Source organism: Rhodospirillales bacterium (assembly GCA_016872535.1).
Classification (GTDB): domain Bacteria; phylum Pseudomonadota; class Alphaproteobacteria; order Rhodospirillales; family 2-12-FULL-67-15; genus 2-12-FULL-67-15.
The window spans coordinates 1-22,348 of the sequence record VGZQ01000020.1 but is presented as its reverse complement, the minus strand read 5'-3'; the positions used below and the strand labels follow the sequence as shown (position 1 = coordinate 22,348).

Annotated in this window: 30 protein-coding genes and 2 tRNA genes; 23 read left to right on the top strand and 9 right to left on the bottom strand. The window is 64.5% G+C overall.

Annotation, left to right across the window (positions count from 1 at the left end):
• Entirely contained in the window at positions 1-945 is a 945-nt protein-coding gene (locus FJ311_05820; protein MBM3950953.1) for a type II secretion system F family protein, read from the top strand.
• A gap of 12 nt (positions 946-957) precedes the next feature.
• Here the strand turns inward: FJ311_05820 and FJ311_05815 are convergent, their stop codons facing one another.
• Positions 958-1,761, bottom strand: a complete 804-nt coding sequence (locus FJ311_05815; protein ID MBM3950952.1) for a tetratricopeptide repeat protein — start codon at positions 1,759-1,761, stop codon at positions 958-960.
• A gap of 129 nt (positions 1,762-1,890) precedes the next feature.
• On the opposite strand from FJ311_05815, the gene FJ311_05810 reads away from it, so the two are divergent.
• From FJ311_05810 to FJ311_05795, 4 genes are read left to right on the top strand one after another with little or no spacing between them, the layout of a single operon-like run.
• On the top strand, positions 1,891-2,490 hold the full coding sequence (locus FJ311_05810) for a hypothetical protein (GenBank protein ID MBM3950951.1): 600 nt from the start codon (positions 1,891-1,893) through the stop codon (positions 2,488-2,490).
• Between the two features lie 18 nt (positions 2,491-2,508).
• On the top strand, positions 2,509-3,849 hold the full coding sequence (locus FJ311_05805; GenBank protein MBM3950950.1) for a pilus assembly protein: 1,341 nt from the start codon (positions 2,509-2,511) through the stop codon (positions 3,847-3,849).
• Positions 3,850-3,852: 3 nt separating this feature from the next.
• On the top strand, positions 3,853-4,344 hold the full coding sequence (locus FJ311_05800; protein MBM3950949.1) for a pilus assembly protein: 492 nt from the start codon (positions 3,853-3,855) through the stop codon (positions 4,342-4,344).
• The gene (locus tag FJ311_05795) at positions 4,332-4,742 is read left to right on the top strand and encodes a pilus assembly protein (GenBank protein MBM3950948.1); all 411 of its coding nucleotides are present in this window, start codon (positions 4,332-4,334) and stop codon (positions 4,740-4,742) included. Before FJ311_05800 ends, FJ311_05795 begins: the two co-directional genes overlap by 13 nt.
• A 3-nt stretch (positions 4,743-4,745) precedes the next feature.
• On the opposite strand, the gene FJ311_05790 is transcribed toward FJ311_05795, so the two are convergent.
• A complete protein-coding gene (locus FJ311_05790) occupies positions 4,746-5,396 on the bottom strand; it encodes an HAD family hydrolase (GenBank protein MBM3950947.1) in 651 nt (216 codons plus the stop codon).
• Between FJ311_05790 and FJ311_05785 the strand changes: the two genes are divergently transcribed.
• Both FJ311_05785 and FJ311_05780 read left to right on the top strand, forming a co-directional pair.
• Positions 5,309-6,142, top strand: coding sequence for an NnrU protein (locus tag FJ311_05785; protein ID MBM3950946.1), 834 nt, complete (start codon positions 5,309-5,311; stop codon positions 6,140-6,142). The genes FJ311_05790 and FJ311_05785 overlap by 88 nt on opposite strands.
• A gap of 55 nt (positions 6,143-6,197) precedes the next feature.
• Positions 6,198-6,470, top strand: coding sequence for a hypothetical protein (locus tag FJ311_05780; protein ID MBM3950945.1), 273 nt, complete (start codon positions 6,198-6,200; stop codon positions 6,468-6,470).
• Between the two features lie 8 nt (positions 6,471-6,478).
• Here the strand turns inward: FJ311_05780 and FJ311_05775 are convergent, their stop codons facing one another.
• Genes FJ311_05775 through FJ311_05760 form a run of 4 tightly spaced genes read right to left on the bottom strand, consistent with a single transcriptional unit; the run spans position 6,479 to position 8,146 of the window.
• Positions 6,479-7,078 carry a nitrile hydratase subunit alpha gene (locus FJ311_05775; GenBank protein MBM3950944.1) on the bottom strand — a complete coding sequence of 200 codons (600 nt, stop codon included), beginning with the start codon at positions 7,076-7,078 and terminating at the stop codon, positions 6,479-6,481.
• Positions 7,075-7,362, bottom strand: coding sequence for a nitrile hydratase subunit beta (locus tag FJ311_05770; protein MBM3950943.1), 288 nt, complete (start codon positions 7,360-7,362; stop codon positions 7,075-7,077). Before FJ311_05770 ends, FJ311_05775 begins: the two co-directional genes overlap by 4 nt.
• Positions 7,359-7,697 carry a nitrile hydratase subunit beta gene (locus FJ311_05765; GenBank protein MBM3950942.1) on the bottom strand — a complete coding sequence of 113 codons (339 nt, stop codon included), beginning with the start codon at positions 7,695-7,697 and terminating at the stop codon, positions 7,359-7,361. Before FJ311_05765 ends, FJ311_05770 begins: the two co-directional genes overlap by 4 nt.
• 23 nt (positions 7,698-7,720) lie before the next feature.
• Positions 7,721-8,146: a LysR family transcriptional regulator gene (locus FJ311_05760; protein ID MBM3950941.1), complete on the bottom strand. Its 426-nt coding sequence runs from the start codon at positions 8,144-8,146 to the stop codon at positions 7,721-7,723.
• A 156-nt stretch (positions 8,147-8,302) separates the two neighbouring features.
• On the opposite strand from FJ311_05760, the gene FJ311_05755 reads away from it, so the two are divergent.
• From FJ311_05755 to FJ311_05690, 14 genes are all read left to right on the top strand, one after another.
• A complete protein-coding gene (locus FJ311_05755) occupies positions 8,303-8,869 on the top strand; it encodes an HAD family hydrolase (protein ID MBM3950940.1) in 567 nt (188 codons plus the stop codon).
• Positions 8,870-8,954: 85 nt separating this feature from the next.
• Positions 8,955-9,419, top strand: coding sequence for a hypothetical protein (locus FJ311_05750; GenBank protein MBM3950939.1), 465 nt, complete (start codon positions 8,955-8,957; stop codon positions 9,417-9,419).
• Positions 9,420-9,459: 40 nt separating this feature from the next.
• A complete protein-coding gene (locus FJ311_05745; protein ID MBM3950938.1) occupies positions 9,460-9,963 on the top strand; it encodes a glycine zipper 2TM domain-containing protein in 504 nt (167 codons plus the stop codon).
• Between the two features lie 92 nt (positions 9,964-10,055).
• On the top strand, positions 10,056-10,796 hold the full coding sequence (locus tag FJ311_05740) for an alpha/beta hydrolase (protein ID MBM3950937.1): 741 nt from the start codon (positions 10,056-10,058) through the stop codon (positions 10,794-10,796).
• A gap of 234 nt (positions 10,797-11,030) precedes the next feature.
• On the top strand, positions 11,031-11,468 hold the full coding sequence (locus tag FJ311_05735) for a hypothetical protein (GenBank protein ID MBM3950936.1): 438 nt from the start codon (positions 11,031-11,033) through the stop codon (positions 11,466-11,468).
• A gap of 84 nt (positions 11,469-11,552) precedes the next feature.
• Positions 11,553-11,894: a hypothetical protein gene (locus FJ311_05730; GenBank protein MBM3950935.1), complete on the top strand. Its 342-nt coding sequence runs from the start codon at positions 11,553-11,555 to the stop codon at positions 11,892-11,894.
• A gap of 134 nt (positions 11,895-12,028) precedes the next feature.
• The gene (locus tag FJ311_05725; GenBank protein ID MBM3950934.1) at positions 12,029-12,580 is read left to right on the top strand and encodes a hypothetical protein; all 552 of its coding nucleotides are present in this window, start codon (positions 12,029-12,031) and stop codon (positions 12,578-12,580) included.
• 69 nt (positions 12,581-12,649) lie between these two features.
• Positions 12,650-13,084, top strand: a complete 435-nt coding sequence (locus FJ311_05720) for a DUF192 domain-containing protein (protein ID MBM3950933.1) — start codon at positions 12,650-12,652, stop codon at positions 13,082-13,084.
• 59 nt (positions 13,085-13,143) lie between these two features.
• Positions 13,144-13,220, top strand: a tRNA-Pro gene (locus FJ311_05715).
• A gap of 31 nt (positions 13,221-13,251) precedes the next feature.
• Positions 13,252-13,548: an ETC complex I subunit gene (locus FJ311_05710; GenBank protein MBM3950932.1), complete on the top strand. Its 297-nt coding sequence runs from the start codon at positions 13,252-13,254 to the stop codon at positions 13,546-13,548.
• Between the two features lie 42 nt (positions 13,549-13,590).
• Positions 13,591-13,667 (top strand) — tRNA-Arg (locus FJ311_05705).
• A complete protein-coding gene (asnB, locus tag FJ311_05700) occupies positions 13,631-15,592 on the top strand; it encodes an asparagine synthase (glutamine-hydrolyzing) (GenBank protein MBM3950931.1) in 1,962 nt (653 codons plus the stop codon). Before FJ311_05705 ends, asnB begins: the two co-directional genes overlap by 37 nt.
• Before the next feature lie 1,039 nt (positions 15,593-16,631).
• Positions 16,632-17,918 (top strand): glycosyltransferase family 4 protein, encoded by a 1,287-nt coding sequence (locus FJ311_05695; protein MBM3950930.1) that lies wholly within the window; start codon positions 16,632-16,634, stop codon positions 17,916-17,918.
• On the top strand, positions 17,897-18,838 hold the full coding sequence (locus tag FJ311_05690) for an FkbM family methyltransferase (protein ID MBM3950929.1): 942 nt from the start codon (positions 17,897-17,899) through the stop codon (positions 18,836-18,838). Before FJ311_05695 ends, FJ311_05690 begins: the two co-directional genes overlap by 22 nt.
• On the opposite strand, the gene FJ311_05685 is transcribed toward FJ311_05690, so the two are convergent.
• Entirely contained in the window at positions 18,798-20,072 is a 1,275-nt protein-coding gene (locus tag FJ311_05685) for a hypothetical protein (protein MBM3950928.1), read from the bottom strand. The genes FJ311_05690 and FJ311_05685 overlap by 41 nt on opposite strands.
• Positions 20,073-20,235: 163 nt before the next feature.
• On the opposite strand from FJ311_05685, the gene FJ311_05680 reads away from it, so the two are divergent.
• The gene (locus FJ311_05680) at positions 20,236-21,222 is read left to right on the top strand and encodes a methyltransferase domain-containing protein (protein ID MBM3950927.1); all 987 of its coding nucleotides are present in this window, start codon (positions 20,236-20,238) and stop codon (positions 21,220-21,222) included.
• A 21-nt stretch (positions 21,223-21,243) separates the two neighbouring features.
• Here FJ311_05680 and FJ311_05675 read toward each other — a convergent pair whose 3' ends face one another.
• Positions 21,244-21,513, bottom strand: a complete 270-nt coding sequence (locus FJ311_05675) for a hypothetical protein (protein MBM3950926.1) — start codon at positions 21,511-21,513, stop codon at positions 21,244-21,246.
• 248 nt (positions 21,514-21,761) lie between these two features.
• Here FJ311_05675 and FJ311_05670 point away from each other — a divergent pair, with 248 nt between their 5' ends.
• The gene (locus FJ311_05670; protein ID MBM3950925.1) at positions 21,762-22,106 is read left to right on the top strand and encodes a PilZ domain-containing protein; all 345 of its coding nucleotides are present in this window, start codon (positions 21,762-21,764) and stop codon (positions 22,104-22,106) included.
• A gap of 6 nt (positions 22,107-22,112) precedes the next feature.
• Here FJ311_05670 and FJ311_05665 read toward each other — a convergent pair.
• Positions 22,113-22,348: phosphoribosyl-AMP cyclohydrolase (locus FJ311_05665; GenBank protein ID MBM3950924.1), on the bottom strand; the 236-nt coding region annotated here is incomplete at its 5' end.

Here is a 22,348-nt window from a genome sequence, read left to right as displayed (position 1 = left end):
ATGGACGCCGCGACGATCATCATGGTGCTGGCCTTCGCGGGAACGCTTTTTTCAGTCCTCGCGGCCATGTCCTATTTCATGCCCAAGGGCCGGATGTCGGATCGCCTGAAGGGAGTCGCGTCGCACCGCCAGGATCTCGCCGCCCGGCAACTATCGTCGCTCCAGCAGCAACGAAGCATGCGTCCGAAAACGCGCCCCGGGCTGGATTTCTTGAACGCGGTGGTCGAACGGCTCAAGCTCAAGGAGAAATTCGACCCTAAGGCGCTCCGCGCCCAGCTCGCGCGCGGCGGGTTCCGCTCGTCCTCGGCGACGACCATATACATCGCCGCCACTGTCGGTTTGCCCATCGTGCTCGCCGTTTTCGCTTATTTCTACATTAAGCTGGTATCTCCGTCGCTCGACACCTTCCGCCTGCTCGTCGCCGCCGCTGTCGCCGGCGCCATCGGTTATTACGCGCCCAAGCTTTACGTCGACAACAATGCGGCCAAGCGCCAGAAAATCCTGGGGCGCGCGTTTCCCGATGCGCTCGATTTGCTGGTGATCTGCGTCGAGGCGGGTCTGTCGCTCGAGGCCGCGCTCAACCGCGTGACCGAGGAAATGGCGATCAGCGCGCCTTTGATCGCGGAGGAGGTCGGGCTGCTCGGCGCGGAACTCGCCTTCCTCGGCGATCGGCGCCAGGCTTACGAAAACTTCGCCGAGCGAACCGGACTGGAGGCGGCAAAATCGCTCTCCACGACCCTCATTCAGGCGGAGCGGTACGGGACGTCGGTTGCCGTCGGCTTGCGCGTGCTGTCGCAGGAAAGCCGCGAATCGCGCCTCGCCGCTGCGGAAAAGAAGGCGGCTGCCCTGCCGGCCAAGCTGACGGTGCCGATGATCCTCTTTTTCCTACCGGTTCTGTTCGTCGTGATCGCCGGGCCGGCCGGCATCAATATCTCGAACAATTGAGCGGGCGAAGAGTCAGTACGTGCGCGCGCCGTCGGCCAGCGCGCGGAAATAGCGCAGGTTGGCGCGCACCATTTCCGGCGACTGGTCCTTGCGGGCGAAGCGCTCGGCCCCGGCGGCGTCGCCCTTCATCGCCAGCAGCAGCGCCAGATTCTGACGCACATGATGGCTCACGCCCGGCTGGTCCTTGGCCCTCTCCAGGGCGGCGATGGCGCCGTCGAGATCGCCGCTCATCGCCAGCGACAGTCCCAGGTTGTTGAGCACGGTGGAATTGTCCGGCGACAGCGACAGCGCGGCGTTGTAATGATCGCGCGCCTCGACGTTCTTGCCCTGATAGTCGAGCACCACGCCGAGCAGCGACAAGACCTCCCAGTTCTGGGGCGCCAGCGTCATCGCCTGGTCGAGATAGCGCGCGGCGACCGGCAACTGGTCCGAGGACAGGTACGCCTTGGCCATTTCGACCAGCGTCTCGGCGGAAGGTTTTTCGTTGCGGGCGCGCTGCTCGAGAAAAGCCGCCGCCTGGCGTGGCTCGCCCGCGAGCCTGAGCGCGCGCGCGTAACGGAGCGGAATGCGTTTGTCCTGCGGCGTGCGTTCGAGCAGCGTGCGGTAGTGCGCCGCCGCGGAACGGAAATCGCCGCTCGATTCGGCGTGCAGCGCGGCCGAGGCGAGCGAATCCGAGATCAAGTTCTTGGGCAGCGGATTGTCCGAGGAATCCGTCGCGCCTTGGGCGCACGCGGCGAGGATCAGCATGATGCCGACAACGAACCCAAGCCGCGGAGTGGCGGCCGAGCCGAAGGCGGAAACGGACATCGCGCGCATGATACGAACTTGAACATAATAGAAAGTTTGGCCGCATTCTCAAGACCTTGGGAAGATTGCTGTTTTTAGCCCCTTCCCGTATGATCGAACTGGCGCGTATGGACGCGGCTCGGGCCGCTAGCAAGGCGGATTACGGTGCAAAAATCCTTCGATTCGCGAATTTTGACGATAGCGGGGATAGTGATCGTGGCGGGCGCGGTCGCGATCGCCGGCCCGGCGTTGGCGCAATCGTCGGCGGCCTCGGCGGGGGGCGAGCCGATCCAGGTGATCGCCAACAAGGCGACGATCCTTCGTCTCGCCGCGCGCGCGCAAAACATCATCATCGGCGATCCGCGCGTTCTCGACATCACCGTTGAAAACCGCTCAATGCTGGTGTTGTTCGGCCGCGCGCCAGGCGAAACCAACCTGATCGTGCTCGATTCGCAAAATCGCGAAATTCTATCCGTCCCGGTTCTTGTCACGGGTGAGCGTGATCGGCATATCTCGGTCATCTCGGCGCCCAAGTCCGGCTATTCGGAGGTCGTCTACAATTGCGCCGACCGTTGCGTTCGTGTCGCGACGCAGGGCGCCGCGCCGGCGCCCTCAGGCGGTGGCGGGCAACAAGGTCCGGTCGCGGAAGCGCCGGGAGCGCCGCCCCAAGGAGAGCCGGCCGCCCAACCGCAACCCCAGAGCCAGGCGCCCGAACAGGCGCCGACCGGAACCGCAGGCGGAAAAGGTTACAAGCGCTGATCCAGAAGGAGGCGCTGCGTGCAACCAGGACGTTCCAATCATCCGAACGGTTTTCTGTCGCGCTTCGCCCGCGACCAACGGGGTGTTTCCGCGATCGTTTTCGCGATCGTGCTTCCGGTGCTGATCGGGTTCGTCGGCATCGGCGTCGAAATGGGACAATGGTTCCATCGCAAGCGCAGCATGCAAGCAGCCGCCGACGCGGGCGCCATGGCCGGAGCGCTTGTGCTTTATCAAGGCGGAACCTGGGCCGACGCGCAAACTGCGGCCAGCGATTTCGCTGTGCGCAACGGCGCCGTCGCCGCCAACGTGACGTCCAACAGACCGCCGACGTCCGGCGCCTACACCAACGCCGCCACTTACCCGAACGCGGTCGAGGTCATCGTCACCGAAAGCCAGAACCTGATGTTCGCGAGCCTCTTTCTTTCGAGCGCCACCACCCTGAGCGCCCGCGCGGTGGCGAACGCGGGAACCCAGACGCTCGGCTGCGTGGTCGCGCTCAGCGGCACCGCCGCTCCCGCGGTGAGTATGAACTCCAATTCCGAAATGGAACTCGAGGGCTGCGGGCTCAACGTCAATTCCTCGGCCACATCCTCGGATGCCGCGAACGCGAACGCCTTGCAAATGGCCAGCAATGCCGAAATCAGCGCGGATTTCGCGCGGATCACCGGCGGTTACGATCTGGATGGTAACGCATCGCTCGGCACGACCCCGACCACGACCGGGCAAACGGCGGTGGCCAATCCCTACGCTAACCTCGCCAACCCCGCCGCCTCCGGGGCGTGCACCGCCACCAACTACTCGCTCGGCGCGAATAACACCGCCACGATCGGCCCCGGCCGGTACTGCGGCGGCTTCAACATGAATTCCAACTCAAACGTGACGATGACCGCCGGAACCTATTACATCGACGGCGGCACGTTTTCGATGAGCAGCAACACCACCCTCACCGCGACTGCGGGCGTAACCCTTATCCTGACCGGGTCGGGCGCCGATTGGGCCGAGCTGAACATCAACAGCAACGCGACGATCAACATCGTCGCTCCAAATAGCGGAACCTACGAAGGCATCGCGATCATGCAGGATCCCGACGCGCCCTCGACCGCCACCAACACCCTTAACAGCAACGTAGATATTCAAGTGGAAGGGTCGCTCTATTTCCCCAATACCCAACTCCAGATGGATAGCAACTCAAAAATACGATCGCGACATAGCGGTCCCCAGAAGGGATGCGCGCTTATCATCGCCAACACGATCAGCATGAACAGCAACGCGGAAATCGAGATAGATAACGACATGGCCATTTGCGATTCTCGGGGCGTGCCGACCACGACCTCGAACCCGCCGACCTTGGTGGAGTGAAGCGTGCGCGAACCCACCCAAAAATCGCTCAAGAACGACTCCGGCGCGGCGGCGGTCGAATTCGCCTTGATCGCGCCGATCCTGCTGCTGATGATCCTTGGGCTCACCGAGTTGGGTAAGATCGTCCATTACCGCTCCGTTCTGAAAAGCGCGGCCCGCACGGGCGTAGAGGCTGCGTTTTCCGCGAGCATGAATACATCGGCGCAAATCGCGGCGGCGCAAACGACCATGGAGACGGCAGCAGACCTCGCTATTACCAACAGCGGTATCGGCGGTACCGTCACCTCGACCGCGACTATCACCTGCGAATGTTCGGACGGCTCGACCGTTGACTGTGCCTCGGGAACCTGCGCCACCGGCAGCAAGCGCTATATCGCCACCGTCACCATGAGCCGGCCCTACACGCCACTCTATGACTTAACCAACCTTCCAGGCGGGTTTAACCTTGATCTCGCCATGACCCTGACCGGCAACGCTACGCTATGGGTCAAATGAATAAACTTCGGAATTCTCTTCCGCGATGGACACGCGATGTATCCGGTTCGGTCGCGGTCGAATTCGCGCTGCTGCTGCCGGTCTATATCGCGGTCATATTCGGCATTATCGAGTTCGGACGGATGATCTGGATCCGCAACACGCTCGAATTCGCGGCCGAGCAGGCCGCCCGCTACGGCGCCGTTCGATCGGCGAGCCAGACCGCCGCCACCATCGAAACCTACGCCCGCTCGCAAATGCTCGGGATGGATTCGAGCAACGCCAATCTCGATTTCACCGTCACCCCATGCGGCACCACCATTACGGTTGTCGGGACCTACAATTTCACGACCTTGATTTCGGCTTACGTACCGATTCCTGCGACAACGCTCACCGTCACCGCCACCTTCGCGTGTTGAGGTTCAGCCCGCGAGCAGAGGAATCGACATCGCCGCCTCGGCGACCGAGGGGGCGGTCGCGACCTTGAAGCCGGGGGCGGCCAGCGCTAGCGCCGCCGTCCGCTCGCCAGGGTCCGCGCCGTGGCCGCTGAGCACGTGGACGCCACCCGCCAAACCGGCGCGCTGCGCCGCTTCCAAGTCGCTGGCGCGGTCGCCAACCGCCCACGACGCGCGCATGTCGAGCCGCAGGGCCTTTTCGGCGCGCAGCAACATGCCGGGGTTCGGCTTGCGCGCCGGGTGATCGGGATAGTGCGGGCAGGCGTACACCGCGTCCACGCGCGCCCCAGCGCGGGTGAGAAGATCGAGGATCGTTCGCTGCACGGCGGCGAAGGCGTCCCAACCGTAAAGCCCTCGCCCGATACCCGATTGGTTGGTGATCAGCACGACGGGTATATCGCGCCGGTTCACGGCGGCCACGATTGCCGCCGCGCCCGGAACCAGCCGGACATCCTCGGGCTTCGACAGGTAATTCACTTCCTCCACCACCACGCCGTCACGGTCGAGGAACAGGGCGGGGCGGGGTGGTAATGCACCGGGCGGGCGCAGCACCTCGCACCAAATACCCTCGCCGTCGAGGGGGAAGGGATTGCCGTTCGGGTTGGGGGATGCGTCCATGGCGAGGAGAAGGGTATAATCCCGACGGTAATTTCGGGAGGGAAATGATGACAGGGACCCTGGGTTGGCTAGCCGTGGCCGCGGCGGCCTTCGTTGCCAGCCATGTAGTCCTATCGGCCGCGCCGTTGCGCGCGCCCCTGATCGCGCGGCTTGGCGAAAAGCCGTTTCTCGGCCTCTATTCGGTGGTTTCGCTGGTCTTGTTCGGCTGGATGATTGCCGCGTTCGCCGCCGCGGAGCGTGTCGACCTTTGGGTTCCGCCCATGGGACTGCGGTTGCTTGCGGCGGCAATCATACTGGTCGCGTTCGTTTTCATCGTTGCCGGCCTGACCGGGCCCAATCCTACCGCCGTCGGCCAGGAACGCTCGATCGCCGCTCCGCCCGGCGGCATCCTCGCCGTCACCCGTCATCCCATGATGTGGGGGATCGTGTTGTGGGGAATCGCGCATCTGCTCGCCAGCGGCGACGCGCGCGGCATGATCGTGTTCACGGCCATGATCGTACTGGCGTTGGCCGGCATGGCGCACATCGAGGCCCGCAAGAAGGCTGCTCTCGGATCGGCCTGGGAAACGTTCGCGGCGCGGACTTCGTTGGTGCCGTTCGCGGCGATCGTTTCGGGCCGGGCGCGGTTCAGCCTCGCGGAGATCGGCTGGGGACGCCTCGGCCTCGCGCTCGCGATCTACATCGGATTTCTTTATGGCCACAGACTTATGTTCGGCGTCGCGCCGATACCGTGGTTTTCGGTGTAATATCCGGCACAGCCCGCAGGGAAGGAGACGAACGATGCGCACAACGAGGCAAGGCATGGCTGCGATCCTCGCCGCCACGATCGGGTTGGCGGGGGTTGAGGCCGAGGCCGCCATGTCCGCCAACGAGGTTCGCCGTCAGGTCGAACAGGCTTCGGGCGGCAAGGTGATCAAGATCGAGCCGCGCAAGTACGGCGATCTCGCCGCCTTCGCGGTGACGGTGATGAACGCGGGCGGCAACGACAACGGCGCCTTTCAGGTTTACACCGTGATCATCAATGCGGAAAACGGCACCATCGTTCCCGAGCAGCGGCAGACCCAGCATTACTGAACGGGCCGTCAGCGGTCGATGACGGCGACGCCGACCATACTGTCGCGGGTGACGAGGGTCGCGAGCGCCGCCTCGTCCATGCCGTCAGTGCGCGGCGGCCGCATCGGCAGCACCAGGTAACGGAGATCGGCGGTGCTGTCGTGGACGCGGATGGCGACGTCGTCGGGCAGGACGGTGCCGAATTCCGCGAGCACGGCGCGGGGATCGGCGACCACGCGGCTGCGATAGGCGCGCGATTTGTACCAATCGGGCGGCAAACCAATCAGCAGGCGCGGGTAACAGGAGCAGAGCGTGCACACGATCATGTTGTGGACACCGGGGGTATTGGCCAAGGCGCGAATCGGGATCGGCCCCGCGTCGATGCCGAGTTCCCGGGCGGCGGCGTTGACGTCGGCCAGCATCCGCTCGCGGAACCCGGCGTCGATCCAAGCCCGCGCCACCACCCGCGCACCAAGCGCGGGCGTGATCGCATCGATCGTTTCGACGGTGCGACGGAGCTCGGTGGCGCTGAACAGGCCCTTGTCGATCAGGATCTCGCCAATCGCCTCGGCCATCAATTGATAGTCGTCGTAGCCGGAGTCCTCGATGTCGTCGTGTGTATGACTCATGGAACCGGGTCCAGCCAGTGCTCGAAAATATCGGCGACGAGGGTATCGGCGGTCTTGCCCGGGTAACCGGGCCACAGGTCGGACTGGCGAAAGACGACGCGATAGAGCGCCCGTCGCGGCAGGCCGGGGCGGCCATAGGCGAGTTCCTCGGGGTTGGGAAAATCGCCGGCGAGCGATTCGATCCGGCCGTTCTTGCCGCGCAGGAAAAAGGGCGTGCGCAGGTGGCCCGGCGGAAAAGCGGCACGGACCCTGACCGCGGTTCCGGGTTGCAGACGATCGGTCATGGCTCGATATCCCGCCGCGTGCGCCCGTCGGCGCGCCAGCGAGCCTCCACATCGGCCATGCGCCGGCCCAATTCGTCGACGCCGATTACGCCGCGTTCGATCAAAATGTTGGCGATGGAGGCGATCCAGCGCTGATAATAGTTAAGCCGGTCGTAGGCTCCGGGCCCCAGGTCCTCGATGCCCCGGCGCAGTTCATCCACCGTCATCGTTTGCCGATCGGAGCGGGTGAGCAGGCGCATGATCGCGTCAACCCGCTTTTCCCAAGGCGCGTAATCATGCCCGGCGGAATCGATCGGTCCCGCCGGCAGTCCGCCCATATCGTGGATACGGCGCATCCGCGAACCCTACACCCGGCGCCTCAACCGGGGAAAGCCCCGGCAACGGCGGCGGCCTGGGCTTTCTTGGCGGCCAGCCGTTCGGCGGTTTTCGGCTTGTCGACGATGAATCGGGTATGGGACCCGCGCCCGACCACCTCGATCGCGTCGCGGACCTCGAACGCGAACGTCACCCGCCGCTTCTCGACCGCGGCGATCTCGATTCGGATATCGGCCCACATGCCGAGCAGCGTCGGCGCGAGGTGGTCGATTTCCACCCGCGCGCCCACGGAATCCTGCCCATCGGCGAGATGTTGCACCAGAAAATCCCGGCACGTGTATTCCACGTCATTGACCATGGAGGGCGTGGCGTAGACCCGCATCTCCTCGCCCATGAAACCGATGGTTCGGTCGCGGCCGACGGTCAGGCGACGCGAGTGGACGGTGCCCGGAGCCAGTTGGGAAGACATGGGGATTTCCTTTCGTGTGTCGATGGGTCGCGCGCGGCAATCTAGCGCATGACACGAAACTATAGAAAGCCCGGATTGGCCGGATCACGGTTGTCCGACCGTGACGCCAGGATTACAAATGTCCGCTTCGGAAACGGCCTGGTCGGGAGAGGACGAATGGCGCGCGCACGGTCAAAACGACAAACGGGGCAAATCTTGGCGCCCACCGTGCTCGCGCGACGCCTGAAAAGAATCCGCTTGCTGTCGTTGGACGTGGACGGGGTCTTGACCGATGGCGGTCTTTACTACGGCGACGACGGCAATGTCCTGCGGAAGTTCAACGTCCACGACGGAGTCGGAATCAAGCGGGTTCTCGCGTGCGGGATCGAGGTGGCCTTCGTTTCGGCGGGCACGACCCGCTCCATCCAGCATCGTGCGCGGACGCTGGGTGTGCGCCACGTGCTGACCGGGGTGACGGACAAGCGCGCCGAGGTCGGGAATCTCTGCCGCAAGCTCGGCCTGTCCCTCGGCGATGTCGCCCACATGGGCGACGACCTCAACGACGTTCCGCTGTTGCGTGCGGTCGGGCTCGCGCTCACGGTACCCGCCGCCGCGCCCGAAGCGCGTCGGGCGGCGCATCACGTCACGCGCCGGCACGGGGGCGAGGGGGCCGTTCGGGAAATTTGCGATCTTTTCGTTGCCTTCGCGGCGGGCGGCAACACGCGCGGTTCGAATGATGGTTAACGGGAGGCGGTTCCCCGAAGCCTCTGGAATCGCGCGCTTCCGGGGTCGATTGTTCGCCCGTTCCGGGCCGGTGTAAGATTTTCGCATGCGTATCCTGGGCAGGCGCGGTCATCGAGCTGGGCTGTGGGCGACGCGCGCGTGGCTGGCCATCGCCGTCGTCGCGCTGGCGTCCGCGTGCGCGCGGCCGGAGCCCTTCGTCTACAAGCCGGCCGAATTCGACCGGCGCAACATCGGCAAGCCCGCGCCCGTGCCGGGCATCGTGCAGGTTTGCTATCACGGCCCCGCCACCAGCGCCGACGCGGTTTTGCGCCTGGCGGAGGAGGAGTGCGCCAAATTCGGAAAATCGCCGCAACTGATCGGACAGGAAATTACCGTATGTCCGATGGCGACACCGGTCGCCGCCTCTTACCTGTGCTGCCCGACGACGATCGATCCCAATCAGCGCTATCGTTGCAGCGCCGCCGGCGGCCAGGTCGAACGGCTCAATAACGACCAAGTTCGCGAAGCGTTGGCCGCTCAACGGCGCGAATCGCGGCAACAATCCCGATAATGTCGTTTTCGTGCGTCCCAGAAAGAGGAGAACACAGGTCATGACAAAGAATTGTCGAATGTTCGGATGTACCGCCGTCGTCCTCGCCGCCTTGGCGGCGAGCGGATGCGGCCAGCAACATTTCAACGCCGCCGACGTCACCGGGGCGACCTTGGGCGGCGCCCTCGGCGGATACGTCGGTCATCAAATCGGCGGCGGCTTGGGTCAGGTTTTTTTCACGGCCAGCGGAGCGCTTCTCGGCGGTGCCGCCGGGTACATGATCGCGCGCCGCTTCGCGCCCTCCGATCGCGCCATGTATAGCCAAACCCTGGCGGAATCGCTTGATACATCCAACGACGGTGAAATCCGTTATTGGAGCAACCCGGAAACCGGGCTGAGCGGCACCATCCGCCCGGTTCGTTCGTTCCATCGCGGCGAGGAAAACCAGCTCTGCCGCGATTATCGTTCGGCGGTCAATTTCGAAATGGACGTGGCCACCGGCTCGGGCACCGCGTGTCGGGCGCCCGACGGCCAGTGGATTCCGCTCGCGGCGGCATTCGGGTAACGCTTATTCGCTTGGACATCGCGAAATTCGTCCTCGGCGCCGTTGTTTTTTACGGCGTCCTGGTCGGCGTGTTGTATCTCATTCAGCGCGCCATGATGTACTATCCCTGGTCCGACGTACCGGTGCCCGCCGAAAGCGGCGTGCCGGAAATGCGTCCCGTCCGCCTGGCGACCGCCGACGGATTGACGTTGACCAGTTGGCACGCTCCGGCATCCGCCGGTCAACCGACGATCGTCTTTTTTCACGGAAACGCCGGTCACATCGGCCATCGCGGCTTCAAGGCGCGCGGAATTCTCGACGCCGGGTTCGGCCTCGTCCTGGTCGGCTATCGCGGCTTCGGCGGCAATCCCGGCCGACCGAACGAGGCGGGCCTCTACGCCGACGGACGCGCCGCGCTCGCGTTTCTCGCCGCCCAAGGGATCGCGAACGGGCGGATTGTTTTGTACGGCGAATCGCTGGGCTCCGGAGTAGCGACGCAACTGGCTTTCGAAGCGGCACGCGGCGGAAATCCGGTCGGCGCGGTGGTGCTCGAAGCTCCGTTCAGTTCGATGGCCGCGGCGGCGCAGCATCATTATCCCTATTTGCCCGCCTATTGGCTGGTGAAGGACCGCTATGCCTCGATCGACAAGATCGCGAACATCGGCGCGCCGTTGTTGGTGGTGCACGGGGAGCGCGACGGCGTGGTCCCCATCCGCATGGGCCGGGAAATTTTCGCCGCCGCGCGCGAGCCGAAAGAAGCGCTCTGGGTCGCCAAGGCCGACCATAACGATTTGTTCGAGCATGGCATTGGGCCTGCCGTGGTGGCGTTCATCGGCAGGCACCTGAAACCGTAACCGGGTTTCCGATTCGCCGCCGTTGGCCGTCGAGTCCCGCACCCGGGAACTCTTCGTGCGAATTTTTCGTCTTGTAGCCGCTTGGAATCGTTAGGCAAATTGTTGGTTAAGGACCTGTTGACTCACTCTGAATTGATAATAAAATTCCAATGAAATCAAATATTTCCCCTTCCCCGCCGTCGGGGAAGGGCGATTGTGTTTGGGCGCGAGTTTCAAGGATCGATCTGAACGCAAATGGCGCAACCACCCAAAATTCCGGTCATCGCCAATACCGGGCAGCTCGCGCCGTCGCGTTACGTTCCGCCCGCGGCCAGCGCCGCCGAATACAATCCGTACGTAGAGCCCGCCGCGGCCGGTACGGGCGTCATGCTCAACGGCGCGGAGTTTTCTTACGAACAGCCGAGGCACAATTACGGGTTCGCCTACGATCCGCGCCGCGAGCAGCGCTCGTTCCCGCAAAGCTGGTCGCTGATCCAGACGCCGAGCGAAACCTTCGCGCGCATTCTCGAAAACATGGCGGCCGGCGTCGAAGGCGCGAGCGACTCGGTTCGGGGTTCCGCCAAGCGCTTTCAGGACGTGATTTCCCGCGCCATTGCGACCTACGAAGCCAACGCCAAGATCATCCACGGCGAAACGGTCCTGATCGGCGGCGCCGTGTCCTTCCGGCTTTAAACCCGGATTTCCGGCCTTTTTCGGGCTGTGATGTCCGTCACACGCGGGCCGGCCGCGGGCGGGTAAGCTGATCTTGAGGCGCCCATGGCTATCCAGAACGTCCTGTCGACCGCCGTTTCCGGCCTTTTTGCGCAATCGGCGCGCGCGGCCGAAATCGCGCACAACGTCGCCAATCTCAACAGCGAAGGATTTAAGCCGGTCGAGGTTTTGACCGTTTCGATCCAGGCGGGCGAAGAGGGGGCCGGGGTATCCGCCCGTCGGCGGGAACCGGACGGCCAGGCCTTCGGCGACGGCGAGGGTGGGGATACGGAACTCGCCCGCGAATTCGTCAAGCTGATCGAGATCGAGATCGCCTACAAGGCCAACGCCCAGGTGCTGCGGGCCGCCGAAACAACCCTCGGCCGCGCGATCGACCTCGTCGCCTAAGGGATTGGACGTGCGACCGACGCGCGGCGTGTCGGCCAATAGGCACCTTTTCTCCCCGCCCCGGTATTTGCTAGGAAGTTGTCAGCAGGGCCGCGTGCGAACCCAAGGAAGCGCGTCGGCCGCCGGGATCGCGCATGACCACCGAAGTTGATTCCGCCTTCGATATCGCTTTCTGGTTCATGGACATGGCCGAACGCACGGCCGAACGCATGCAGCCGCAAAAGCTGCAGCGGCTGCTGTTCCTGTCCCAGGCCTATTACGGTGTCGCCTTCGAGGGGCGCAAGCTGATGCCGGCGGTGTTCGTCGCCGACGAGCGCGGGCCGATTGAACCGAACGTTTACGTCGCGTTTTCCCGGGGCCGGCCGAAACTCGATGTCGAACTGTTCCTGCCGTTCGAGGTTGAAACCTTTCTCGATGCACTCTGGCGCCGGTTCGGCCATTACAGCGCGGACCGGTTGACCCGGATGGCCAAGGATACGGTCGCCTATCAGCGTGCCTTCAAGCAAGGGCGCCGGGCCGAAATCACGTTCGAAGCGATGCGGCTCTCGTTCGCCCGCGGCGCGGAGGCGCCGGCGCTCGACCAGGTGGTGAAGCCGAAGGTGATGCGCACCCAATCTGGACGTACCGTCGCGGTCAAGGCGTGGAATCCCACGGCCCGGCCGGCGCCCAAGACTTCGGATCGGTAACGCTTGCGCCCGCCGCCGAATAAGCTGGTCCATCTCATCGCGGCGCTCGTGTTGGCGACGGTGCCGTTGATGGCGTTTTCGCCGGACGCGTTGGCCGCCGAAATCCGCTTTGAGCGTTCCGAATTGACCGTCGTCACCGCGCGCGGCGAACACCGGTTCCGCGTTGAGCTTGCCCTCGACGAACCGCAACGCGAGCGCGGCCTGCAGCACCGGCCGTTCCTGGCCGAGGACGCGGGCATGCTGTTCGTGTACGAGCGCCCGGGCCCCATCTCCATGTGGATGCTGAATACGTTAATCCCGCTCGACATGATCTTCATCGGTTCGGGCGGCCGGGTACTCAACATCGCCGAGCGGACCCGCCCCAAGAGCCTCGATGCGATTCCTTCGGCCGGGCCGGCGATCGCGGTGCTCGAAGTCCTGGGCGGCACCTCCGCGCGTCTCGGCATCCGTCCGGGCGACCGGGTCGTCCACCCGCTCGTCGATGGACCGGGTTCGCGGCGCTGAACCCGTTAACCCTCCCGCCTTCTTGCGCCGCGCGGACCAAGGCCTTACCTTCGCGGGCGCGGGGAGTGGCGCAGCCTGGTAGCGCACCAGCCTTGGGCGCTGGGGGTCGTGGGTTCGAATCCCGCCTCCCCGACCAGTTCGAGCGAGGGACCATCACGAGCAGCACCATGACAGTTGCGCGCATCTACCGCCCAACCAAGACGGCCATGCAATCGGGCCGCGCCAACACCCGGAAATGGATTTTGGAGTTCGAGCCGGGTGCGGCCAAGATCGTCGATCCGCTGATGGGATGGACCGGATCGGGCGACATGGAATCCCAGGTGCGCCTCCGCTTCGCCACCAGCAAGGAAGCCGTCGATTTCGCCAAGCGCCACGGGCTCGCCTATCAGGTGTACGAGCCCCACGAGCGGATTGTCCGTCCGCGCAGTTATGCGGACAATTTCGCGTTCAATCGCGTCAGATGATGCGATCTCGACAGGCGGTCGCGCGCTTGCTCGCCGACGCACGACCCCGTAGCTCAGTTGGATAGAGCACCAGCCTTCTAAGCTGGGGGTCGCAGGTTCGAATCCTGCCGGGGTCGCCACCGTTTTTCCCGCGCCGCGGACCGGCGTCGGCCATGTCGAACGAATTGGGGATGCTGGGAACGTGTGCGGGATAGCCGGAATCGTCTCGGCCCGGGGACCGGCCAACCGGGCGGCCGTGGAACGGATGATCGCGTTGATGGCCCATCGCGGGCCGGACGGATCGAATACCTGGGCGAGCGCCGACGGCCGGGTCGCGTTCGGGCACCGGCGTCTCGCCATCATCGACACTTCCGCCGCCAACGCCCAGCCGATGATCGCGCGCGCGGGCGAGCTCGCGCTCACCTACAACGGCGAAATCTACAACTACCGGGAACTGCGCGCCGAGTTGGAAGGGCTGGGCGCACGCTTCGCTACCCAGGGCGACGTGGAAGTGATTCTGGCCGCGTGGCAAGCCTGGGGAACGGAATGCGTCGCCCGATTCAACGGTATGTTCGCCCTCGCGCTATGGGACGGCGAACGCCGGATCCTATTTTGCGCCCGTGATCGTTTTGGCGAAAAGCCGTTTCTATACGCTTTGGGGAACGGTTTTTTCGCCTTCGCGTCGGAATACAAGGCGTTGTTCGCGCTGGATGGCATTTCTACGGACATCGCGCCGGAACGGGTGGCGCGGTTCCTGTGTTCGCCCGCCGACGGCTTGGATCGCGGGCAGGAAACCGTGTTCCCCGCCATCGCCCAGTTGCCGCCGGCCCATTGGATGACTTTGTCCGCCACTCTCGATCCTCGCATCGAGCGCTATTGGCACGGAAAGCCTGATCCCACCGCCGCCGGACTCGATTTCGCCGCCGCCGCCGATCGCTTCCGCGAGCTGCTCGACGACAGCGTCACGCTCCGGCTGCGCAGCGACGTGACGGTGGGATCGTGCCTGTCGGGCGGTCTCGATTCCGGGTCGATCGCCTGCCTGGTGCGGAAACATTTGGGTGACGCAGCGCACTACCACACTTTTTCGGGACGCTTTCCCGGCACCGACGCCGACGAAGGCGCTTACATGAAAATTCTTACCGACGCGGTCCGTCCGCTCGGCCATGACGCGCATCCCGATCCGGCGGAACTGGTCGTCGAAATGGGCCGCTTTGCCTGGGCCAACGAACTGCCGGTCGATTCCGCGAGCCAGTACGCGCAATACTGCGTTTTTCGACGGGCATGCGAGGAGGGCGTCAAGGTCTTGCTGGACGGGCAGGGGGCCGACGAGATTCTCGGCGGCTACGAACAGTATTTCGCGGCTTATCTCGCCGACGCCGGGCGCGCCGACGAAGCGGCCATTCGCGCGCGCTATCCGGGCGCGCTCGATCAAGTGGAGGCGTGGCATCTCCGCCTGCCGGCGCCGATCCGTCGCGGGCTGGCGGCATTGACCGGGCGTGGTACCGACGTTGCTTTCGGCCTGAAACCGGAACTTGTGCCGCCGGAGCGCCGCGAACGGCCCCGAAACTTGCACGCGGCGTTGCGGCGCGACTCCCTCGATGGATTTTTGGGCACCTTGCTTCGCTACGGCGATCGCAATTCCATGGCTCACTCGGTCGAGGTGCGCCTGCCGTTCACCGATCACCGATTGTTTGAGTTCGTTCAAGGCCTGCCCGCCGAGGCCCTCATGGGCGACGCACAAACGAAACGGATCCTGCGCGCGGCCATGAACGGAATCTTGCCCGAACCGATCCGCGCGCGCTGGCGCAAGCAGGGATTCGTTCCGCCCCAGGACGTGTGGCTCGGCCGCGGGCTGCTGAAGTCGGTCAAGGGCGCGATCAACGATCCGTCCTTCGCGCATTCGTCTTTCTGGGAACCGGATTGGTGGCGGAAAGCCGTGCGGCGTTTCGAAGCGGGAGAAAGCAGTCTTGCGTCGGCGTTATGGAAACTGCTGGCGACCGAGGCGTGGCTTGCGCACTTCGTGCGCCCGGCCGCGGCGCAGGCCAAATTCGCGCCGATCCTATGAAGCTGGTATTCGTCAACCATTGTCATCCCGACACGCCGCACGTGTGCGCGACGCGTCAGCGCGAATTCGCCAAAGCGTGCGCCGGGGCGGGCCATCAGGTCGTGCTCCTGACCGAAACTTTGCCGGGTCAGCCGTCGAACACAACGCCGACGACGTTGCCGGCAGCCCTCGACCGTCACGATTGGCGCGCACCCTTTCGGCTCGCATGTGCCCCCGCCACCGGTCGGCTGATCGCCGCCGCGCGCGAGGGCCGCCTCGTCGCGCCATTACGCAAATTACTGATCGCCGCCGAATATCTGACGCGCGGCGGATTGTTCACCGATTGGCGCGATGCCAGCCGACCGTATTGGGAGGTCCTGGCGCGCGCGTTCCGTCCCGACGCGGTATGGGCGTCGTTCGGCAACACCGATGTCTGGGCCATCGGCCAGGGCATTGCTCGTTTGGCCGGTTGCCCTTGGATCATGGACGTCAAGGACCCCTGGTCGGTGTTTATTCCGGTCCTGTTCCGCAAAATCTTGGCCGCGCGCTTTGCCGATTGCGCCGGTGCAACGGCGCTGTCGGCGGGACACGCCGACGACGCCAGGCGTTGGTTCGCCCACGTGCCGACGGTTGTCTATTCGGGTATCGACGAATCGTTTTTGCCTGTTCCACCCCTGGCGCCGATACAAGCGCGCCGTTTGCTGATCGTCGGCGCTCTTTACGACCAACGGCATCTGGCGACCTTGATGGACGGGATCGAGCGCTGGTGCCGGGGCGGCGAGGAAATCGTTTACGCGGGCGGCGAGAGCGAGCGCTTTCTCGCCGCCGCGCGGCGATTCGCCGATCGCGTGCGGCTGAAGGCTCCAGGCTTCGTCAGTCTGGACAACTTGCGCGTGTTGGCCGCCGGCTCGGCCGTGATTCTTTACGTGCGCAACCCGAACGCCCTTTATCAACACAAGTTGATCGAACTGCTGGCCATGGACCGTCCGGTTTTCTGCCTGCCGGGTGAAAGCGCCGAATCGCACTCGATCGCCCAAAGTTTGGGCGGGCGATTGATTTCATGCGACGGGGCGGACGAGCTTGCCGCCGGTCTCGATCGGGAAATCGCGGCCGCGCCTCCGGCCATCGACCGCGCGCGGCTTGCTTCGTACACATGGTCGGCTCAGTCGCGACGCCTGCTCGACGTGCTGAAGGGAAGGGCATGAAAATCGCCGTCGCCACCCACGGCCGGTTCCACGCCTTCGAGCTGGCGGGGTGCCTGCAACGCGCGGGCTTTCTCGTCCAATTGGCGACCACATACCCCGCGTTTATCGCGCGGCGCTTTCTTCTGCCCGGAACGCCGGTCGTCGCCGCGCCCTGGTTGGAGGCCCTGCGCCGTGCACATGCCTGGACGGGAATCGGATCTTCCCCGGATTTCATGATTGCCCGCGCCTTCGGGCGTTTTTCCGCCCGTCGCTTGCCCGACGCGGATGCTCTGGTCACTTGGAGCAGCGCTAGCGTCGAAGCGATCGGCGAAGCTAAGCGCCGAGGCATGACCGTGGTACTCGAACGCGGCTCAACCCACATCGTCCAGCAAAGCGAAATTCTGCGCGGTGGGTTTGCGCGCTGGGGGTTGCCGTGGCCGGAAACTGACGCTCGCCTGGTGGAGCGCGAGCTGGTGGAATATGACGCGGCCGACCTGATTGTGACTGGCAGCACGTTCGCGCGGGAAAGCTTTCTCGCGCGCGGCTTCGGGGCCGAGCGGATCGCAGTCAATCCTTACGGGGTCGACCTGGTGCGCTTCCATCCCGCGCCGCCTTCCGCCACACGTCGGGAGAAGCGCGTGTTGTTCGTGGGCGAGGTCGGCGTCCGCAAGGGGGTGCCGTGGCTGTTAGAGGCGTTTGCCCGCCTGCCGTCCGATTGGACACTGCATCTGGTCGGTCCCATGGCGCCCGGGTTCCGGGACGTGTTGGCGCGGCTGCCTCATGAACGAGTTGTGGTGCGGGGCGTGTTGTCGCGCGAGGTGTTGGCGAAAGCCTATCGCGAAGCGGACATTTTCTGTCTGCCCTCGATCGAGGAAGGGTTCGGCATGGTCATATTGCAGGCGATGGCCTCGGGCCTGCCGGTGATCGCTTCCCGTGCCACCGGCGGTCCGGACGCGGGCGGCGACGGCCGCGAATTGCTGATCGTCCCGCCGGGGGATTCGTCGGCCCTCGGCGCCGCCCTTTGCCGGCTCGCGGGCGATCCCGATTTGCGCCGCGCGCTCGGCGCCGCCGCCGCGACGCGGGTCGCCGCCGGGTTTAACTGGGACGACTATGGCCGCCGGGCGATCGGAATCCTTCGCGAATGTCTGGCCCGGAAATCATGACCGCGGCATCCGAACGTTCCGTGCCGCCGCCGACCTTGATCGGCGTCTTGCGGCAATGGAGCCGCCAGCGATGGATCCCGTTCGGCGTGCGCGACCGGTTGCTACGGCTGTTTGCCGACCCGGACCGGATGCCGTCGGTGCCGTTCGAGTGCGATTACGCCAGTCTGCGCTATCAAGGCGACTTGTCCGGTTATATCGACTGGATGGTGTACTTCTATGGAGTTTACGAACCGGGCGTGCTTGCCTTTCTGCGCGACGTGGCGACGGTCGCCGGCTCCGGTGCTGTATTCGTCGACGTCGGCGCGAACGTGGGAACGCACACCCTCGGCTTGGCGCGTCGGGTTTCGCGCTTGCACGCGTTCGAGCCGTGGCCGACGGCTTTTTCGGCCTTGCGTCGCAACGTCGAGATTAACGCCTTGGACAATGTTGTGCTTCATCCCTACGGACTGGGCGATGCGAACGCTCAGCTGACCTTTCACGTGCCGATCACGGCCAACCGGGGAACCGGGGGTTTCGTTCCGAACGTCAACGCCAACCGGCCCGGCGAAACCTTGCCCGTTCGCCGCGGGGACGAGGTTTTTGCCGACGTCGTGGAGCGGGTCGACCTCGTGAAAATCGACACGGAAGGATACGAGCTGAAGGCACTCGCGGGCATGCGCGCGAGCTTGGCAAGCTTTCGCCCGGTCGTGGTAGTCGAAGTATCGCCGGCCACCCTCACGGAGCGGGTCGGGAAACTATCGCCGTCGATCGCGTTGACGGAATCCTTGGGCGAAGGTTGGCAGATTTTTCGCCTGTCCGGCGCGGAAAGATACCGCCTGGAACCTTTTCGCTACGCGGAAGGCGAAATCGCGACCGCGGTTCTCGTCCCGGAAGATAAACTTATTCGCCTGCCCCGCGCGGGATGTTGGTCGGACGTATGAAAGCCAAACCGCCCGCGAGAGTCGCGAAGGAACCGGCGTACGCCAGCGACAAACCGGCCGCCAACAACGCGATCGGGTCGTCCGCGCCGACGGCGGCTATGCCGCCGGCAAGGAAGATCGCGTATTGAACGACGCGCCCGGCGAAAAGGACCCTCATGCGCCGTTGCGAGAAGCAATAGGCGCGCAGCAGATCGAAGCCGGACATGAATACGATCACGCCGGCCATGGCCGCGATGGTTCGGGCCGCGGGCCGCCAATGCTCGCCGAGCACCAACGGCACGAGCGGATCGGCAAAGGCGATCGCCGATCCGGCGACGAGAGCGAGCGCGGCCAAAGTCGCCAGCGTCAGGCGGATCAGCAACGTTCGGCGCCGCGCGTCGTCGCCGATCCGGCTGAACACGTTGGCCGACATCCGAAACACGACCGGCGATACGAATTGATGCGGAACGACGGCGAGGCGCAAGCTCTGGCTGAAAATTCCGGCACCCCGCGTGCCGCCGAGGCTCGCCGCCGCCAAAACGATGATCCGCGCGAATCCGCCTTCCATCACGCCGTCGATCCACAACGCACGGGCCTCGGCCACAAGGGTGCGCAATTCGTCCCAACGTGGCAGTCGGATGCGAGGCCGTTCGAGCGCGCCGATCCGCGCGTAAGCCGCCATTCGAACGAGCGCGGCGACAGCTTCGCGCAGATAAAGCGATGCCGCCCCGGCACCGGATAAAACCAATATCACGGCGCAGATGTGGCCGACGACTTGGCTTCCGGACTCGACGGCCGCAATCGGGCCATAAGCCAGCGAGCGTTCGTAAAACGCGACGGCTTGGTTGGTCCATTGGCCGACGGTGAGCGCCGTCACCAAGACCGCCGCGTAAATCGTCAGCAGCCCGGACGCCGCCAGCCAGATCGCCGTTACGGCGGCGGCGGCGGCGGTTTCCCAGACCAACGCGGCGCGGTAACGCTCCCGCCGGGCGGCGGTCAATTCCGCGTCGGTGGCGCGAACGATCAGAACACCGAGCCGCAGGGACAAGAACACCTGGGCCAGGCTGGCGCCGGCGAGAACGATCGCGAATTCGCCGAACTCGTCGGGCAGCAGAAGCCGCATCAGGATCAATTGTGCGCCCAACCCGACCACGGCCTGAACAATCGCGCCGGCGGTAAGAAAGATCCCGCCGGACAGCAAATCGCGCCCGTCTATGGAAGAGTCTTCGGCCGACGTCGATTCGCGTTGAACCATGCGGCGCCTTGAGTGAAACGATACGGATTTCAACACTATCCGATCGGCGCGGCTATTTGAGCCGATTGATCGCGAGCGGACAATTCGATTATTGGCGTTGGCATTTCGACCGCCCCATGGCTATGGTTTCCGCCGGACTCCGCTCCGGATAGACCGTTATTCCATGGAACGCGCTTTCGTCGATATTCTCGCCTGTCCCGATTGCGCGAATCGCCCGTCGCTGGACTTGACCGTCGACGAGGAGGCAGGCACCGACATCATCGCCGGCCGGTTGTCGTGTCCCGAATGCCGTCGGATTTTTCCAATCGTTCGCGGCATACCGCGGTTTGTCGCCGACGCCGAGAACTACTGCGACAACTTCGCCTACGAATGGACCCGTTGGGGCCGGGTGCAGATCGATCATCTGGCGGGTCACCGGCTGTCCGAGCGTCGCTTCCTCGCCGACACGCGCTTGCCCGAAACCTGGTTCAAGGGAAAGCTCGTGCTCGACGCGGGATGCGGCGCGGGTCGTTTTGCCGCTGTTGCCGCCGCTTTAGGGGCGCGCGTCGTCGCCGTCGACATCAGCGGCGCGGTGGACGCGGCGCGGGACAACGTACCCGCGTCGGTTTATTTCGCGCAGGCCTCGCTTTTGCGGTTACCGTTTTGGTCCGAAACCTTCGACGCCATCTATTGCTTCGGTGTGATCCAGCATACGCCCGACCCGGCTGCAACCATGTCCCTGTTGCCGCGTTATCTCAAGGCCGGAGGTCGTCTGGCGTATAATTTTTACGAAATCGACTGGCGAACCCGGTTCCAGCCCGTCAAATACCTGCTGCGCCGATTTACACCTAAGCTGAGCCTGACGGCGCTTCATCGCCTCGTGTGGGCTTTGACCGTGACGTTTTTTCCCTTGAGTTGGGTGCTCAGTCATATCCGCTTCGTTCGTTTCGTGAATATCATGTTGCCGATCTGCGCGTCCCACAACCGCGACCTGAGCATTCGCCAGCAGTTCACCTGGACACTCCTGGATACGTTCGATTGGTATAGCCCGCGCTATGAAATCCGGCAATCGCACACGGCGGTGGCGGATATTCTCCGCCGCGCGGAATTAACCGAGGTCACAAGCGAACCAGGTCTCGCCTGGGGCGTCATGCCGCCGCGGATCGGATAAGACGCGCGCAAAGGGGAGTGGTCAGGTCTTGCGGATGACCTCGGTCATGGTCACGCCGAGCTTGTCGTCGACGACGACGATTTCGCCGTAACCGACGAGCGCCTCGTTGGCCCGCAGTTCGATCGGCTCGCCCACCTTGCGGTTCAATTCGACCACCGCGCCGCGGCCGAGTTTCAGGATCTGCGATATCGGCATCATTGCGGTGCCGAGAACCGCGGACACCTCCACCCGCACCTCGAAAACAGCGGACTGGCCCGGGCCGCCTAACGTGTTCGTTGGATTATCTGCCATGAAAACTCCCAAGGGGGCGTAATCGAATCGACTTGGCGAATATCCTACCACAATGGTTAGCGGGAGCCTAACAACCCTTACAACCAGATCGGCGCTAACCAAATCTTAGGGCGAAGGATGTACAGAAAGCCGCGAAACGGCATAGGCCAAGACAAGTCAGAATGACTTCGGGAATCATCGACCGCGGCGGGGCGGAAACGGACCGGATCGCGGCTCCGGACGCGGCATCCCGGACGGACACCTCCTCGGTGGCGCGGCGACGCACGCAGCGCCTGCTGGTGCCGGAACTGCGTGTTCGGATCGAAAAACGAGAATATGTCGCCGTCGACTGGAGCCTCGGCGGGCTGCAACTCGAAACCTATGGTGGCGCGCTGCGGGCGGGCGAGGATTTCCCGATCGTCGCGGCCGGCCCCGTTTGCGGCCCGCTCATGCCCGTCGGCATTCGCGCCCGCGCCCTGCGGCGAAACGAAGAGATGCTCGCCGCGCAATTTATCGAACTCGACGATCGCGCGTTCGACGCCCTCGACGCCCTGATGCGCCGCCGCCAGCAATATCTGGCGTCGCTCGCCGCCACTGCGCGCGCGGTGGCGTGATCCCGTTCAATCCTTGTAAAGCGATTTCGGATCGACCAAAGGCTTGGCGATCTCCACCGGCTTGCCCCCGCGGATGGCGGTGAAAAAGCAGTTGCGCCGGCCGGTGTGGCAAGCGACGCCGGTCTGATCGACCAAAAGCAGAAGCGTATCGCCGTCGCAATCGACGCGCATCTCGATCAGTTTCTGCTCCTGGCCGCTGCTTTCGCCCTTGCGCCAGAGCTTGCCGCGCGAGCGCGACCAGT

Excerpts from the sequence above, each read along its gene's own strand:
- FJ311_05745 (MBM3950938.1), top strand. The coding sequence starts at position 9,460 with ATGACAAAGAATTGTCGAATGTTCGGATGTACCGCCGTCGTCCTCGCC.
- FJ311_05795 (MBM3950948.1), top strand. The coding sequence starts at position 4,332 with ATGGGTCAAATGAATAAACTTCGGAATTCTCTTCCGCGATGGACACGC.
- FJ311_05780 (MBM3950945.1), top strand. The coding sequence starts at position 6,198 with ATGGCTGCGATCCTCGCCGCCACGATCGGGTTGGCGGGGGTTGAGGCC.
- FJ311_05695 (MBM3950930.1), top strand. The coding sequence starts at position 16,632 with ATGCGACGGGGCGGACGAGCTTGCCGCCGGTCTCGATCGGGAAATCGC.
- FJ311_05790 (MBM3950947.1), bottom strand. The coding sequence starts at position 5,396 with ATGGACGCATCCCCCAACCCGAACGGCAATCCCTTCCCCCTCGACGGC.
- FJ311_05765 (MBM3950942.1), bottom strand. The coding sequence starts at position 7,697 with ATGCGCCGTATCCACGATATGGGCGGACTGCCGGCGGGACCGATCGAT.
- FJ311_05685 (MBM3950928.1), bottom strand. The coding sequence starts at position 20,072 with ATGGTTCAACGCGAATCGACGTCGGCCGAAGACTCTTCCATAGACGGG.
- FJ311_05675 (MBM3950926.1), bottom strand. The coding sequence starts at position 21,513 with ATGGCAGATAATCCAACGAACACGTTAGGCGGCCCGGGCCAGTCCGCT.
- FJ311_05690 (MBM3950929.1), top strand. The coding sequence starts at position 17,897 with ATGTCTGGCCCGGAAATCATGACCGCGGCATCCGAACGTTCCGTGCCG.
- FJ311_05710 (MBM3950932.1), top strand. The coding sequence starts at position 13,252 with ATGACAGTTGCGCGCATCTACCGCCCAACCAAGACGGCCATGCAATCG.
- FJ311_05680 (MBM3950927.1), top strand. The coding sequence starts at position 20,236 with ATGGAACGCGCTTTCGTCGATATTCTCGCCTGTCCCGATTGCGCGAAT.
- FJ311_05750 (MBM3950939.1), top strand. The coding sequence starts at position 8,955 with ATGCGTATCCTGGGCAGGCGCGGTCATCGAGCTGGGCTGTGGGCGACG.
- FJ311_05785 (MBM3950946.1), top strand. The coding sequence starts at position 5,309 with ATGCACCGGGCGGGCGCAGCACCTCGCACCAAATACCCTCGCCGTCGA.
- FJ311_05820 (MBM3950953.1), top strand. The coding sequence starts at position 1 with ATGGACGCCGCGACGATCATCATGGTGCTGGCCTTCGCGGGAACGCTT.
- FJ311_05770 (MBM3950943.1), bottom strand. The coding sequence starts at position 7,362 with ATGACCGATCGTCTGCAACCCGGAACCGCGGTCAGGGTCCGTGCCGCT.
- FJ311_05725 (MBM3950934.1), top strand. The coding sequence starts at position 12,029 with ATGACCACCGAAGTTGATTCCGCCTTCGATATCGCTTTCTGGTTCATG.
- FJ311_05735 (MBM3950936.1), top strand. The coding sequence starts at position 11,031 with ATGGCGCAACCACCCAAAATTCCGGTCATCGCCAATACCGGGCAGCTC.
- FJ311_05760 (MBM3950941.1), bottom strand. The coding sequence starts at position 8,146 with ATGTCTTCCCAACTGGCTCCGGGCACCGTCCACTCGCGTCGCCTGACC.
- FJ311_05740 (MBM3950937.1), top strand. The coding sequence starts at position 10,056 with ATGATGTACTATCCCTGGTCCGACGTACCGGTGCCCGCCGAAAGCGGC.
- FJ311_05720 (MBM3950933.1), top strand. The coding sequence starts at position 12,650 with ATGGCGTTTTCGCCGGACGCGTTGGCCGCCGAAATCCGCTTTGAGCGT.
- FJ311_05755 (MBM3950940.1), top strand. The coding sequence starts at position 8,303 with ATGGCGCGCGCACGGTCAAAACGACAAACGGGGCAAATCTTGGCGCCC.
- FJ311_05775 (MBM3950944.1), bottom strand. The coding sequence starts at position 7,078 with ATGAGTCATACACACGACGACATCGAGGACTCCGGCTACGACGACTAT.
- FJ311_05815 (MBM3950952.1), bottom strand. The coding sequence starts at position 1,761 with ATGCGCGCGATGTCCGTTTCCGCCTTCGGCTCGGCCGCCACTCCGCGG.
- FJ311_05730 (MBM3950935.1), top strand. The coding sequence starts at position 11,553 with ATGGCTATCCAGAACGTCCTGTCGACCGCCGTTTCCGGCCTTTTTGCG.